11 protein-coding genes are annotated in these 14,537 nt (G+C 59.2%); 9 read left to right on the top strand and 2 right to left on the bottom strand.

All coding sequences use genetic code 11. The features are described 5' to 3' along the window. Position 1: 1 nt before the first annotated feature. On the top strand, positions 2-1,894 hold the full coding sequence (gene parE / locus IM265_RS00830; RefSeq protein WP_028014439.1) for a DNA topoisomerase IV subunit B: 1,893 nt from the start codon (positions 2-4) through the stop codon (positions 1,892-1,894). Between the two features lie 83 nt (positions 1,895-1,977). Here parE and IM265_RS00825 read toward each other — a convergent pair whose 3' ends face one another. Beyond that, positions 1,978-4,116: a TonB-dependent siderophore receptor gene (locus IM265_RS00825; protein WP_193031818.1), complete on the bottom strand. Its 2,139-nt coding sequence runs from the start codon at positions 4,114-4,116 to the stop codon at positions 1,978-1,980. 384 nt (positions 4,117-4,500) lie between these two features. Between IM265_RS00825 and IM265_RS00820 the strand changes: the two genes are divergently transcribed. The 5 genes from IM265_RS00820 to IM265_RS00800 are packed head-to-tail and all read left to right on the top strand — an operon-like array spanning position 4,501 to position 9,162. Continuing rightward, entirely contained in the window at positions 4,501-5,313 is an 813-nt protein-coding gene (locus IM265_RS00820) for an ABC transporter ATP-binding protein (protein ID WP_049000697.1), read from the top strand. Continuing rightward, complete coding sequence (locus tag IM265_RS00815) at positions 5,310-6,293, top strand: iron ABC transporter permease (RefSeq protein ID WP_193031820.1); 984 nt, start codon at positions 5,310-5,312, stop codon at positions 6,291-6,293. Before IM265_RS00820 ends, IM265_RS00815 begins: the two co-directional genes overlap by 4 nt. Next, positions 6,290-7,330: an iron ABC transporter permease gene (locus IM265_RS00810; protein ID WP_193031822.1), complete on the top strand. Its 1,041-nt coding sequence runs from the start codon at positions 6,290-6,292 to the stop codon at positions 7,328-7,330. Before IM265_RS00815 ends, IM265_RS00810 begins: the two co-directional genes overlap by 4 nt. A gap of 9 nt (positions 7,331-7,339) precedes the next feature. Then, positions 7,340-8,290, top strand: coding sequence for an iron-siderophore ABC transporter substrate-binding protein (locus tag IM265_RS00805; RefSeq protein WP_028014434.1), 951 nt, complete (start codon positions 7,340-7,342; stop codon positions 8,288-8,290). Next, a complete protein-coding gene (locus tag IM265_RS00800) occupies positions 8,287-9,162 on the top strand; it encodes a MurR/RpiR family transcriptional regulator (RefSeq protein ID WP_193031824.1) in 876 nt (291 codons plus the stop codon). Before IM265_RS00805 ends, IM265_RS00800 begins: the two co-directional genes overlap by 4 nt. Before the next feature lie 40 nt (positions 9,163-9,202). Here IM265_RS00800 and IM265_RS00795 read toward each other — a convergent pair whose 3' ends face one another. Beyond that, complete coding sequence (locus IM265_RS00795) at positions 9,203-10,042, bottom strand: AraC family transcriptional regulator (protein WP_028014432.1); 840 nt, start codon at positions 10,040-10,042, stop codon at positions 9,203-9,205. Between the two features lie 166 nt (positions 10,043-10,208). Here IM265_RS00795 and IM265_RS00790 point away from each other — a divergent pair, with 166 nt between their 5' ends. From IM265_RS00790 to IM265_RS00780, 3 genes are read left to right on the top strand one after another with little or no spacing between them, the layout of a single operon-like run. Then, positions 10,209-12,023, top strand: coding sequence for a DUF2264 domain-containing protein (locus IM265_RS00790; protein WP_193031826.1), 1,815 nt, complete (start codon positions 10,209-10,211; stop codon positions 12,021-12,023). 32 nt (positions 12,024-12,055) lie between these two features. Beyond that, complete coding sequence (locus tag IM265_RS00785) at positions 12,056-13,321, top strand: oligosaccharide MFS transporter (protein WP_028014430.1); 1,266 nt, start codon at positions 12,056-12,058, stop codon at positions 13,319-13,321. A gap of 17 nt (positions 13,322-13,338) precedes the next feature. Next, positions 13,339-14,526, top strand: a complete 1,188-nt coding sequence (locus tag IM265_RS00780; protein ID WP_193031828.1) for a glycoside hydrolase family 88 protein — start codon at positions 13,339-13,341, stop codon at positions 14,524-14,526. Positions 14,527-14,537: the final 11 nt, after the last annotated feature.

The following is a 14,537-nucleotide window of genomic DNA, read 5'->3' as shown; positions in this document are numbered from 1 at the left end:
CATGACGCAAACCTATAACGCTGATGCCATTGAGGTACTCACCGGGCTTGAGCCGGTTCGCCGCCGCCCGGGGATGTATACCGATACGACGCGCCCGAACCATCTGGGCCAGGAAGTTATTGATAACAGTGTGGACGAAGCGCTGGCGGGCCATGCCAAACGCGTTGACGTCATCCTGCACGCCGATCAGTCGCTGGAGGTCATCGACGACGGTCGCGGCATGCCGGTGGACATCCACCCGGAAGAGGGCGTGCCTGCCGTTGAGCTGATTCTCTGCCGTCTGCACGCGGGCGGTAAGTTCTCCAACAAGAACTATCAGTTCTCCGGTGGTCTGCACGGCGTGGGGATTTCCGTGGTGAACGCCCTGTCCAAACGCGTGGAAGTGAACGTCCGTCGCGACGGTCAGGTGTACAACATCGCGTTTGAAAACGGCGAGAAGGTGCAGGATCTGCAGGTTGTCGGCACGTGCGCTAAGCGCAACACCGGCACGAGCGTCCACTTCTGGCCTGACGAAAGCTTCTTCGACAGCCCGCGTTTTTCCGTTTCTCGCCTGACGCACCTGCTGAAAGCCAAAGCGGTACTGTGCCCGGGCGTGGAAATTACCTTTAAAGATCACGTCAACAACACCGAGCAGACCTGGTGCTATGCCGATGGCCTGAACGACTACCTGTGCGAAGCGGTAAACGGCCTGCCGACGCTGCCGGAAAAACCGTTTGTCGGTAACTTTAGCGGTGATACCGAAGCGGTGGACTGGGCGCTGCTGTGGCTGCCGGAAGGCGGCGAGCTGCTGACCGAAAGCTACGTTAACCTGATCCCAACCATGCTCGGTGGTACCCACGTCAACGGCCTGCGTCAGGGACTGCTGGACGCGATGCGTGAGTTCTGCGAATACCGCAACATTCTGCCGCGCGGCGTGAAGCTCTCGGCGGAAGATATCTGGGACCGCTGCGCCTACGTGCTCTCCGTGAAGATGCAGGATCCGCAGTTTGCCGGTCAGACTAAAGAACGTCTGTCATCGCGCCAGTGCGCGGCGTTCGTCTCCGGCGTGGTGAAAGATGCGTTTACCCTGTGGCTGAACCAGAACGTTCAGGCGGCTGAGATGCTGGCTGAAATGGCCATCTCCAGCGCCCAGCGTCGTCTGCGTGCCGCGAAGAAAGTGGTGCGTAAAAAGCTGACCAGCGGCCCTGCGCTGCCGGGCAAGCTGGCGGACTGCACCGCGCAGGATCTCAACCGCACCGAGCTGTTCCTCGTGGAAGGGGATTCGGCGGGTGGGTCGGCCAAACAGGCGCGCGATCGTGAATATCAGGCGATCATGCCACTCAAGGGTAAGATCCTGAACACCTGGGAAGTCTCTTCAGACGAAGTGCTGGCCTCGCAGGAAGTGCACGACATCTCCGTTGCGATCGGCATCGATCCGGACAGCGAGGATCTGAGCCAGCTGCGCTACGGCAAGATCTGCATTCTCGCGGATGCGGACTCCGATGGTCTGCACATCGCCACGCTGCTGTGCGCGCTGTTTGTGAAGCACTTCCGCACGCTGGTGAAAAACGGTCACGTCCACGTGGCGCTGCCGCCGCTCTACCGTATCGACCTCGGCAAAGAGGTTTACTACGCGCTGACGGAAGAAGAGAAGGCGGGCGTGCTGGAGCAGCTTAAGCGTAAGAAGGGCAAACCAAATGTGCAGCGCTTTAAAGGGCTGGGCGAAATGAACCCGATGCAGCTGCGCGAAACGACGTTGGATCCGAACACGCGCCGCCTGGTGCAGCTGACGATCAGCGACGAAGACGAACAGCAAACCAACGCCGTGATGGATATGCTCCTCGCCAAGAAACGTTCGGAAGACCGACGTAACTGGCTGCAGGAGAAAGGGGATATGGCGGATATTGAGGCCTGATGCCCTCACCCTAACCCTCTCCCACAGGGAGAGGGAATGGATCGTAGGCCCGGTAAGCATTAGCGCCACCGGGCTTTTTTACATCAAAACTCCATCTTCACCGTAAACTGCACTTCGCGCGGGTCGCCAATCTGGTTGCCCAGGTTGTTGGTCGCAATCGACGACGTGTAGTAGGTCTTATCAAACAGGTTCTTCACGTTCACCTGCAGCGTCACCGGATACTGCAGCTTCATCTTATACGCCGCAAACGCATCCGCCACGAAATAGCCCGGCAGATAATAATCCGCGCCGTTGGTCGCCGAGCGGCGGCTTACGCCGTGCCCGCCGCCGCCGAGCGTCAGGGTATTCCCGGCAAACGCATTATGAATATCGTACGTCAGGAAGAGTGAGCCGGTGTGGCGCGGCACGTTCGGCAGCGGTTTGCCCGCGTAGTCCGGGTCTTCAAGCACCTTCGCGTCGGTATAGCCGTAGCTGGCGATAATATTGGTGTTCTCGGTCAGTGACCCGGCAAGATCCACCTCCACGCCCTGGGAGCGCACGCGGCCCGCGGTTTTGGCGATGGTTTCACCTCCCACGCTTTCGGTATACAGCACGTTGCGCTTGTGAATATCAAACAGCGCGATATTGGCGGTAATGCCGTCGAACAGATCGAACTTTGCGCCTACTTCGTACGCGTTTGAGGTTTCCGGCGGCAGGTCGCCAATGTAGCTCGCAATGGACGACTGCGGCATAAACGTCTGCGAATAGTTGGCAAACAGCGAGACCGCGGGCGTCAGTTTGTAAACCAGCCCCAGCTTCGGCGTCCACTGCTCGTCGCGGCTATCGGTATTGACGTTAAACGGACGGCCTTTGCCCGCGTACTGGGTGTAATACTGGTAGCGCAGCCCGGCGACGGCGATCCATTTATCCGTCAGGTACAGGGCATCCTGGGCGTAGGCCGAGTAGCTCTCCTGCTTGAGCGTCTGGTCGCTGTCAGCGGCGGAGACGGTTGTACACTCGTCGAGTTTGCCGTAAACCGGATTATAGATATTGAAACCTTTAACGTTCTTACAGCGCATCATGTCCGTGCGCAGCAGATCGTAATTTTCATACGACACGCCGGTGAGGATCTCATTATAAAAGCCCGCGATATCCACGTTGCCCTGCAGATCCGCACGGGTGCTGTGCATGCGCTGGGTCGAGCCCTGGGTTGCATCCACCCGGCGGGTCAGGGTGCCGGTTTTTGAATCGTAGGCCATGACGCGGGCCTGGTTGTCACTGTATTTATCCTGGCTGTAGCTGTAGTCGAATCTCGCGGTCCACTGGCTGTTGAGGCGATACTCCGCGTTAAGCTGAGCGAGATCGGACTGCCCGTCGGTCACGTTAAACGGCTCGTCAAAGCGGGTTTTGCGATCGACGTCGACGGCCTTTTTAGTGTTGAGATCGAAGATCGTTCCGCGATCGAACGGCGTCTTATAGTCGCGATGCGAATAGAGCACGCTCACGGTGGCATCGTCGCCGAACCAGGTCAGCGACGGGGCGATAAACGTGCTGCGTTCGTTGCCGAAGTTGCGCCAGTAATCCTCGTCCTGATACTCGCCCGTGAGGCGATACGCCAGGCGCGTGCCCTCAATCGGACCGGTGACATCGACCTGTCCGGTGCCGCCGCCAAAGCTGGAAGAGGTGGCAGAAATCGAGCCACCGAAGATTTTCTCCGGGCGCTTCGTGACGACGTTAATCAGGCCGCCCGGATCGAGAATGCCGTACAGCGTTGAGGCCGGGCCTTTCAGCACCTCCACGCGTTCGGTTGAGGCGTTAAAGCTGCGCGGCAACACGGTGCGCAGGCCGTTGGTCATGATCGAGCCGTCGCGGTTTGCGCCAAACCCGCGGCGTACGAAGGCATCCTGCGTACCGCCCAGAGTGTTGGTCTGCACCACGTTGCTGACGTTATAGAGCGCTTCATCGAGCGTGGTGGCGTGCTGATCCGCCAGCACCTTATCGCTGACGGTATTCACCACCTGCGGGATATCCAGCATCGGCATGTTGGTCAGCGTGGCGGTGGAGGTATTCAGCGGCTGGTAGCCGTTGGTGGCCTCCGCCGTAGCATTTGGATCGGCGGTGACGGTAAGCGTTTCGCCGTCTTTAGCCGTGGTGTCTGCTGCCTGCGACAGCGGCGCCATAAACAGCAGTGAAAAGAGCGCGCGCCCTTTTATCCCAGAGAGTGAAGGTGTGAACGTAGCCATTACAACTGTTATCCCAAAATATCCGTGAAGCACCTTCACGGAAGAACCTGTGAGTCATTGCCCTTTATGGTCTGCCCGTTAGCCAGAACTGGCATCGAACATGTAATTGAGAATCATTCAATCATGCGGAAATGTAGTAGTAAATGAAAAAAGCTAAAAATCGGCTACATCTCTGAAACGTAACGGGAAAGCACAGGGGTAATCAATTAATCAATTGAAAATTAAGTCTTTATTGTTTTACCGGCCAGTGTAGTAGCACACCGTTACCCCTGGTTTTTTCAGGGTGTTTCTTCCCTTGACTACTACATGGCGCGGCCTCAAACTCTCAAAAGAGAATGATTTTTATTTATATTTGTTTCCCTTTTTTATTACGTTGGCATGCACGTGGCTCACAACACGACAAAACCGGGTCTGGTTCTGGAGAATCTTTCTGCCGGTTATCAGAAAAAAATCATCGTTGATGATATTTCCCTTGCGATCCCCCAGCAGAAAATCACCGTTCTGGTGGGGGCGAACGGCTGCGGAAAATCCACGCTGCTGAGTACCATCGCGCGTTTGCTTCAGCCGCTTGGCGGCGCGGCGGTTCTCGACGGCAAGGCGATCCACGCGCAGCCGACGAAAGCCGTCGCCCGCCAGCTTGGTATCCTGCCGCAGTCTCCGCTGCTGCCGGAAGGGTTAACCGTCTTTGAGCTGGTCTCGCGCGGGCGTTTTCCCTGGCAGAACGTTATGCGCCAGTGGAGCGACGAGGACGAGCAGGCGGTAGAGGAGGCCCTGCGCCTGACCGGCACGGCCGAGTTTGCCCACATGCCCGTCGAAAGCCTGTCCGGCGGCCAGCGTCAGCGCTGCTGGATCGCCATGGCGCTGGCGCAGCAAACGCCCTATATCCTGCTGGATGAACCCACCACGTTCCTCGATCTCCGCTATCAGGTGGAGATCCTCGAACTGCTGCATACGCTGACGCGCGAGCACGGACGTACCGTGGTGGTGGTGCTGCACGATCTCAACTTCGCCGTGAGCTACGGCGATTCGCTGGTCTTTTTACGCCAGGGAAAAGTCGAGGGCGTACTGCATGAAGGGGACGCCTGCACGCCGGAGCTGATTAAAGCGGTGTTTGATGTCGACGTGCATATGTCCATCAATCCGCTGACCGGTAAACCGTTCTTTATGCCGTTTCGCCAGATCGCAAAACAGCCATGATGCGCACCTCTCTGGCTTTCCTGATGTTCGCCCTGCTGCTGGCAACGGGCGCGATTGCCCATCTGGGGATCGGCGCCCGCTTTATCGCCCCGCAAACGGTGGTGGAGGCCATCCTCCACTTCGATCCGCGCAATTTCGACCATAACATCATCATCAAGCTCAGACTGCTGCGCCTCTGCGCCGCGATGGTGGCGGGGGCCGCGCTCGGCGTGGCGGGCGTGCTGCTGCAATCCACGATCCGCAACCCGCTCGGCGAACCGCATATTCTGGGGCTCAACGCCGGGGCGGCGCTCGCGGTGGTGCTGACGAGCGCGCTGGGGATGACGCTGCCGTTTGGGCGCCCGCTGATTGCCGCCGCCGGAGCCGCGGCGCTGTTTCTGCTGGTGCTCACGTTCTCCTCGTCCGGACGCACCGGGCTTACGCCGATGAAGGTCACGCTGTGCGGCGTGGCGATGTCGGCGCTTGCCTCGTCGATTACCGCCACGGTGCTCATCCTCGATGAACAGACGCTGCTCGCCATGCGCACCTGGCTGGCGGGGGATTTAGCGGGGGTCAGCGGTGAAACGATTGCCGCTGCCCTGTGGGTGGCTGGCGTGGGCTTTGCGCTGGCGCTCTGGCTGTCGCCCTCGCTCAACATGCTGGCGCTGGGCGACAGAATGGCGCAGGGGCTTGGCGTATCGCTGCTGAAAACGCGGCTGCTTGCCCTGATGGCCATCGCGCTGCTCTGCGGTGCGGCGGTCTCCCTCGCCGGGCCGATCGGCTTTATCGGCCTCGTGGTGCCCCAGCTCGTTCGCCGTCTGGTGTCGGTCGATCTGCGCGTGATGGTGCCGCTGTCCGCCCTGTGCGGGGCGCTGGTTCTGCTGCTGGCGGATATCGCTGCCCGCACGCTGTTTTCGCCCTGGGAGCTGGCAACCGGCATCATGACCGCGCTGGTTGGCGCCCCTGTCTTTATCTTCATGGCCTCGAGGATGTTTAAATGAACCGCGCCGGACTGCGTGCGCTACGCGTTGGCACCTTCTCGGCGCTGGTCCGCCCAAAGGCGCTGGTATGTCTGGTCTTCCTGACGCTGGCCGCCTGCCTGCTGACGGGGTTTGGCCTGACGCACGGCTCTCTGCCCATCCCCACTTCCGCCATCGGGCGCGCGCTGTTTTATCCAGAAACCCTGACGTCAGAGACGCGCTACATCGTGATGGATATCCGCCTGCCGCGCCTGCTGATGGCGGCGCTGTGCGGTGGGATGCTCGGCATGGCGGGGGCAGCAATGCAGTCCATTACCCGCAATGGCCTGGCCGATCCGGGGCTTATCGGGGTGAAAGAGGGCTGTAGCGCGGCGGTACTGCTGCTGATATTTCAGTTCCCGGCGCTGGGCCTGGCCTGGCGGCCGCTGGTTGGCATGGCCGGGGGGCTGCTCACCGCGCTGCTGGTGGTAGCCCTGGCGCGCGATATCTCACGTCCGCGATTCATCCTGATCGGCATCGGCGTGTCGTGGGTCTTTGCCGCCGCAATGGGCGTCTTTATGACCACGGCGGACTTGCGCGACGTGCAGACGGCGATGCTATGGCTGGCGGGCAGCCTCCACGCGGCAAACTGGACGCTGGTCTGCATTGCCGCAGCCTGGGCGCTTCCGGCGTTTGCGCTGCTGCTGGTTACCGCCCGCGCTGCGGACGTGGCGCTGCTTGGTAACCACACCGCAGCGGGCCTTGGCGTGCGCACAAACCGGCTGGCGCTTCTAAGGGTTCTCGCCCCGGTAGTGCTGACGGCGGCCTGCGTCTCCTGCGTGGGCAGCATTGGTTTTGTCGGGCTGATTGCGCCGCACATGGCGCGCCTGCTGCTCCGCGGCGGGCAAACGGCGCTCCTGACGGGTAGCGCCGTGCTGGGGGCGCTGCTGGTGCTACTGGCGGATAACGTCGGGCGGCTGGCATTCCTCCCGCTGCAGCTGCCGGCGGGAATTGTGATTTCACTGATTGGCGGACCGTTTTTCCTGCTGCTGCTCTGGCAGCGTCGGGACAGATTTTAGGGGATTAACATGCGCATACTGTTTTCATTGCTGTTGCTGGTGGGATTTGCGGCGAGCGCGACCGAGCCGACGCAGACGTTTACTGACGATCTGAACCGTAAGGTGGTGGTGCCGGTGCATCCGAAACGGATCGTCTCGCTACACGACCTGGACATTACTATTCCGCTGATTGAGCTTGGCGTACCGCCGGTGGCGAGCCATGGCCGCACCCGGCCGGACGGCAGCCATTTTCTGCGCTCCAGCGGCATGTTGACCGGCGTCGACTTCGATAATTCCGACATCAAGTTTATCGGCACTGCGGATATCGACATTGAAGCCATCGCCGCCGCAAAGCCTGACCTGATCATTACCGAGCCGACGCGAAATACCCCGGTGGAACAACTGGAGAAAATTGCCCCGACGGTGAGTATCGATCATCTCGACGGCGGCGCGCCGGAGATCTACCGCAAGCTGGCGCAGCTGACGGGCACGCAGGCGCGGCTCAAGATTCTGGAGCGGCGCTATCAGGAGCAAATTAAGGCGCTGAAAGCGACTATTGATACCCGCAAAGTGAGCGTGTCGGTGATTCAGGCCAATCAGGGGAAAATCAACGCCATGCACAGCTATCACTCGCTGGGCCGCGTGCTGCGTGATGCCGGGTTCACCTTCCCGCCGCTGATTGAGTCCATCCCGGAAGGGGGACGAATTGACGTCAGCGCCGAGCGGCTGCCGGAGCTGGATGCGGATTTCGTTTTCGCCACCTGGCGCGGGGATACGGGCGGCAAACCGCAGGATGAGCTGGCGGCGATGGATGCGGTGATGCCGGGCTGGTGTCAGTTCCTGAATGCCTGTCGCACCGGACATTACGTTCTGATCTCGCGTGAAGAGGCCATCTCGAACTCGTTCGCCTCGTTAGGGCTGATGGCCGCGCAGGTCCAGTCGCAGATTGCCGGACGTCCGCTGCCGGAGGCGTCACGATGAGCCGTAAAGTTGATCTCTTCGGCGACCGCCTCCGCTCCCGGTCGCACCAGCTCACGCCGCGCCTGCTGCAGGTGGCGCGCTATATCAATGAAAATCGTGAAGCGGTGATGGAGCAGACGGCAATGGAGATCGCGACGCTGCTGAAAACGTCGGACGCCACCGTCGTTCGCGCCATCCAGGCGCTGGGTTTCGCCGGGCTGCGCGATCTCAAGCAGACGCTGGAGCAGTGGTTTGGCCCGGTGGTCACCTCCAGCGAAAAGATCTCCACCACGGTGAATACGCTGACCAGCGACGTCAATGCGAGCATTGATTTCGTGCTGGAGGGGCATCAGCACACCTGTGAGGTGTTGTCTGAACCCCACAACCGCTTCGCGATGGCGCAGGCGGTCTCGCTGCTGGCGCAGGCGAGGCAGGTTGCCATATTTGGGATTGGCGCATCCGGGATTTTGGCCGACTACACCGCCAGGCTGTTCAGCCGGATGGGGCTACCCGCCACGCCGCTTAACCGCACCGGAATAGGGCTGGCCGAGCAGCTGATAGGTCTCCAGCGCGGGGATGTGCTGATCATGATGACGCAAAAATCCGCGCATCGGGAAGGACAGACCACGCTGCGCGAAGCGAAACGGCTGGGGATCCCCACCATTTTGCTCACCAATGCCACCGACTCCCGATTCAGCAAAGAGGCCAGCGTGGTGATCCACGTTCCGCGCGGCGGCGAGAAGGGCAAAATCCCGCTCCACGGCACGGTGCTGCTGTGCCTGGAGATGATTGTTTTATCCGTCGCCTCCACCGAGCCGCAGCGCACCATCAAGTCGATGAAGCGCATCAACGAGCTTCACCGTGGGCTAAAGCCGGGCAAGAAAAGCAGTTGATTGTCTCCCTCTTCCCGCGGGAGAGGGGCGGGTGAGGGTGTCATACCGCACGATGATTCTTCCGGTACTGCAGCGGCGTCTCGCCAATCCCCTTCTTAAATGCGCTGATAAACCAGGTCACGTCGGAAAATCCCACCCGCACGGCAATCTCCCGCACGCTCGCGTCACTGTGCAGCAGGCATTCGCACGCCTTACGCAGGCGGAGCGTGTTCAGGTAGTGGTGGATTTTCTCCCCCGTCTCCGCATGAAATTTTCGCGACACGTAGCTGCGCGATCTGCCCAGTTCCGCTGCCAGCGCGTCGAGGCGGAATTTCTCCTGATAATGCTCGTCCAGCCAGAACATCACCTGGCTGGCGATCCCCGTGCTGCTGCCCGGTGCGCCGGTACGATCGTCAGGCAACATAGCAAACAGGCTAATCAGCAGCCCGGCGATGCTTTCGCTGCTCATCGGCGGCGGATAACAGCTGAACAGATGATCGACATGGCTGTGGCAGTGTGCCAGGTCAACCACCCACGCCTCTGAGCCGCGACGCGAGAGTTTCTCCAGCCGCTGCTGCGTGTGCGGAAAATCACGCAGGCACTTCAGCACCGCGTGGTGGTCGAGGTGAATAATCGTGCGGCGGTAAATCGCTTCCGCCTGTTCGTCCACCCTGACTTTATGCAGGGTAAATGGCGGAAAGAAAAACAGGCGTCCGGGGCGCATGGTGTAGTGACGGTTATCGACAATCGCGACGCCAAACCCTTCTTCCACATAGAGAATTTCAAGACACTGATGCCAGTGGTGGTAACGCACCGTGTTAGCAAACAGGCGGCTGAACGACGCTACGGTGTCGTTTAAAGTAATGAGCTCAAGACGATCGGTTATGGGCGCGTCATGCATAGTGCAATAAAACTCAACTTTTTCCCGTCAGAAGAGATTTATAAACCACCTTTTTAAATTTTATCAACCGCAGGTTTATCGAACGTTCCCACCTGTGACGTGGCTAACATTTCTCCACCTTACGCATTCACTATGCTTGGCCGCAGTTGATGACGAGGGTGGAACTATGCGGGCGGAAAGCGAAGAAAAATCAAATCTGTTGTCTTCACGCCAGGACGTCGTGGCGTCTCTGAATACCTTACTTGGCGCGCTGGATAAGCAGTTTCCGGTAAATCATTCGCGGTTCTCGCTGGGTGATACCTGCGCGCACTACGCGACGGATATCGCGCAGATGGAGGGGCTCTCCCGCGCGCTATGGGGGCTGTTTCCGCTGTTGGCTTCGGGCGATGCTTCGCCGTTTAGCGAGAAGTACATGCAGGCCATCAGGATCGGCACCGATCCGCAAAGTCCGGGCTACTGGGGCGAAACCGGTCCGTACGATCAGCGTCTGGTCGAGATGGCATCCTACGGTCTGGGGCTTTCCCTGCTGGGGAATAAACTCACCGATTGCTTCAGCGAGCGCGAGGTGATGAACCTGCACGCGTGGCTGAATCAGATTGCCGACGCGCAGATGCCCGACAGCAACTGGAACTACTTTGCCATTATGGTCCAGCTGGGCTTCAAACGCGCCGGGCTGCCGTACGACCAGGCCGCCATCGACCATCGGTTTGCGCTGATGGAGGCCTATTACCTGGGTGACGGCTGGTATTCCGACGGCGCGGGTCGCCCGAAAGATTATTACATCTCCATGGCGTTCCACTTCTACGGCCTGATTTACGCCACTTTAAGCGGCGACGAGGCGAGGGCAGAAGTGCTGCGCGAGCGCTCGCGTCTGTTTGCGGAGGACTTTATCTACTGGTCCGCCGCGGACGGCGCGTCGGTACCGTTTGGCCGCAGCCTGACCTACCGCTTTGCGATGGTCGCCTTCTGGAGCGCGGTTGCCTTCTCTGAACTTGACGTGTTCACGCCGGGTATTGTGAAAGGCATTATCCTGCGCCACCTCCGCTGGTGGCAGCAGCAGACGATTACCGATCGGGACGGCATTTTGACCCTCGGTTTTGCCTGTCCGAACCTCGCCATGTGTGAGGACTATAACTCTCCCGGCTCGCCCTACTGGGCGCTAAAAAGCTACCTGATTCTGGCGCTGCCGGAGACGCATCCGTTCTGGCAGGCAGAAGAACAGCCGCTGCCCGCGCTGGCGGAGAAGCACGTCATCCCGCACGCGCAGCAGATCCTGATGCATTCGACGAATTCTCAGCACGTCACCATGCTCACCGCCGGTCAGCTGGAGCTGAACAACTACGTCAACACCGAAGCGAAATACACCAAATTTGCCTACTCCAGCCGCTTTGGCTTCACCATTGAGCGCGGGCGCTTTGGCCTGAAGCATGCGGCCTGTGATTCCATGCTGCTGCTGGCGGACGGGGATAACTATTTCCGCGGACGTCGCGAGTGCGACGCGGTGCGGGTGGATGAAAACTACATCTATTCACGCTGGTCGCCGTGGCACGACGTGCACATTGAGACCTGGCAAATCCCCTTCGGCGAGTGGCATTTGCGCCTGCACCGCATCAACAGCGCGCGCACGCTGCAAACGGCGGAGGGCGGTTTCGCCGTGATGAAAACGGAGCACCAAATCCGCGCGCGCGGCAGCTATCTGGCGGCAGAGAACGGCAGCAGTGCGATTGTCGATCTGTCGCCTTTCATTGAACGCACCCCGGACAGCATCGTCACGCCGCCGAACAGCAGCATCATGTTCCCGGAGTGCGCCTCCATTCCGCTGTTAAAAACCGATCTCCAACCGGGAGAGCGCTGGCTCTGCTGCGCCGTCATTGCCAGTGAAAAACAGAACGTTGCGGCCGCGCCGCAGCTGGATATGAACCATAACCGGGTCGTAATCCGCGATCCTGGAGGCGAACGTCTGCTGTCGTTCACGTTATAAAAATTCTGACCCTACACCTCGGCGAGGATGGTATGAAAAATACATCGACAACCAACAGAACCGAATATTACAAAATCAGCAGCTTTATTTTTCTCTATTTCTTTACCTGGTCCGCGAGTATTGGCCTGCTGGCGATCTGGCTGGGTCAAAAAGCGAATCTCAGCGGGACGGTAATTGGAACCGTGTTCGCGGTGAACGGAATATTTTCCGTTATCCTCAAACCCATCTACGGCTATATTCTCGATAAAATCGGCATGAGCAAATACCTGCTCTATTTTGTGGTCGCCATGTCGGCCCTGATGGCGCCGTTTTTTATTTACGTCTATCAGCCGCTGTTAATGTCCAGCACCTTGCTGGGGATTATTATCGGCGCGCTCTATTTAAGCTTTGCCTGGTATGCGGGCGTGGCGGCGTGTGAATCCTATTCCGACCGATTCAGCCGCTTAAACGGCATGGAGTTCGGGCAAATTCGTATGTGGGGCTCGCTCGGCTGGGCGGTGGCATCGTCCTTCTCCGGCCTGCTGTTCAACCTCTCACCGACCTATAACTTCATTATGGGCAGCGTGACGTCGATCGTGATGCTGGTTGTCCTGCTCAGCCTGAAAGTGAACACTAACTCCGTTCATGCCGATGCGGTACTGACCAAAGAGAAAATTGCCCCCGCAGATGTGTACGCCCTGCTGCGTAACCGTAAATTCTGGGCTTTTTGCCTGTACGTGGCGGGCGTGGCGTGGATGATGTTTATCGCCGAGCAGCAGTTCTCGCGCTATTTCGTTACCTTCTTTGACGATATTCATGAGGGCAACGCGGTGTTTGGTTATCTCGGCACCGTGCAGTCGGGCATAGAATTCGTCATGTATATGGTTGTCCCGCTGTTCGTTAACTTTATTGGCGCCAGGCGCGGGCTATTAATTGTCGGGCTGATCGTCGGGGCGCGTTTGATTATTTCCGGGATGTGCGACTCGCATCTGTTAATTTCCGTGCTCAAGCCGCTATATGGTATAGAAATTTGCCTGCTGCTGGTGTCGGTCTTTAAATATATTGCGGAGCATTTCGACAAGCGCGTGAACGCCACCATGTATTTGCTGGGCTATCAGGCGATGCTGTACGTGGGGAACGTGGTGGTTTCCTCGCCTGCCGGATATATGTATGACCGCATCGGCTTTGAACAGACCTATATCATCATGGGGGCGACGGCGCTGATCTTTACCCTTATTTCTGCTTTTACGTTATCCGCCTGCCAGAGCAAATGGCGCGGCCCCCGCCCGCTGAACGTAGCAGAACCTTCATCACGCTGACCACAAGGAACCGAAATATGTTAAGTCGTATCAGAGAGGAACGCCTGTCTGCCATTCCTGCTCCCGTAGACTCGCGCCTGTTTAGCGATGAACTGATCTCTGCGCGTAGCCACGTCCTCGAGTTGATTAGCCGTCATTTAACGGCATTCGGAGAGCAGTTCCCGGCGGAAACCTGCCGGAACGGTTATTACCCGCTGACCGACAACGTAGAGTGGACAACCAGCTTCTGGACCGGCCAGCTGTGGCTGGCGTGGGAGATGAGCGGCGAGGAGAAATTCCGCTCGATGGCGGAAAAACACGTGCGCTCCTTCGGCCTGCGCATCGCCGGGCGCAGCGACACCAACACTCACGATCTGGGCTTCCTGTACACGCTCTCCTGCGTGGCGGCCTGGAGACTTACCGGCAGCCGCGAGGCGCGCGGTTTCTCCCTGCTGGCGGCTGAAGCCCTGCTGGAGCGCTTTCATGAGAAGGCGAAAATCATTCAGGCGTGGGGCGATCTTTCAGACCCGGAGCAGGCCGGACGGATGATCATCGACTGCAACATGAACCTGCCGCTGCTCTACTGGGCGACGGAGCAGACGGGGGATCCGCGCTTTGCTGACGCCGCAAAAGCGCACGTCATGCAGGCGGCAAACTATCTCATCCGCGACGATGCCTCCACGTTCCACACCTATTATATGGACGTACAAACCGGCGCGCCGCGCTACGGCAATACCCAGCAGGGCTATGCCGATGACTCCTGCTGGTCGCGCGGGCAGGCGTGGGGGATTTACGGCTTCCTGCTGAGCTATATCTATACCGGCGACGAGACGATGATTGCCCTGTCGAAGCGGCTGGCGAACTACTTCCTCAACCGCCTCCCGGAAGACTACGTCTGCCACTGGGATCTGGCGCTGGTGGGGACCAACGCGCTGCGCGATTCGTCCTCGGCGGCGATTGCGGTGTGCGGGCTGCTGGAGCTGGTGAAGCACCTGCCCGTGACGGATCCAGACCGGGAGCGGTATCTGGAGTGGGCCAAAGGCATTATGTCGTCACTGACGAAGCACTACCTGATGGGCAAAGAGGAGAAGGGCACCGGGCTGCTGAAGCACTCGGTCTATCACCTGGCGAGCAACAAAGGGGTGGACGAGTGTGCGAGCTGGGGAGATTACTTCTACGTGGAGGCGCTGGTGCGCTTTACGCAGAGCTGGAAACTGTACTGGTAAAAACGGTCGGG

Origin of the sequence: Enterobacter cloacae complex sp. P17RS, assembly GCF_014895885.1 — a bacterium.
In the GTDB taxonomy this organism is placed as follows: Bacteria; Pseudomonadota; Gammaproteobacteria; order Enterobacterales; family Enterobacteriaceae; genus Enterobacter; species Enterobacter bugandensis.
The sequence above is the reverse complement of the archived record's forward strand: the minus strand, read 5'-3'. Positions and strand labels throughout refer to the sequence as shown.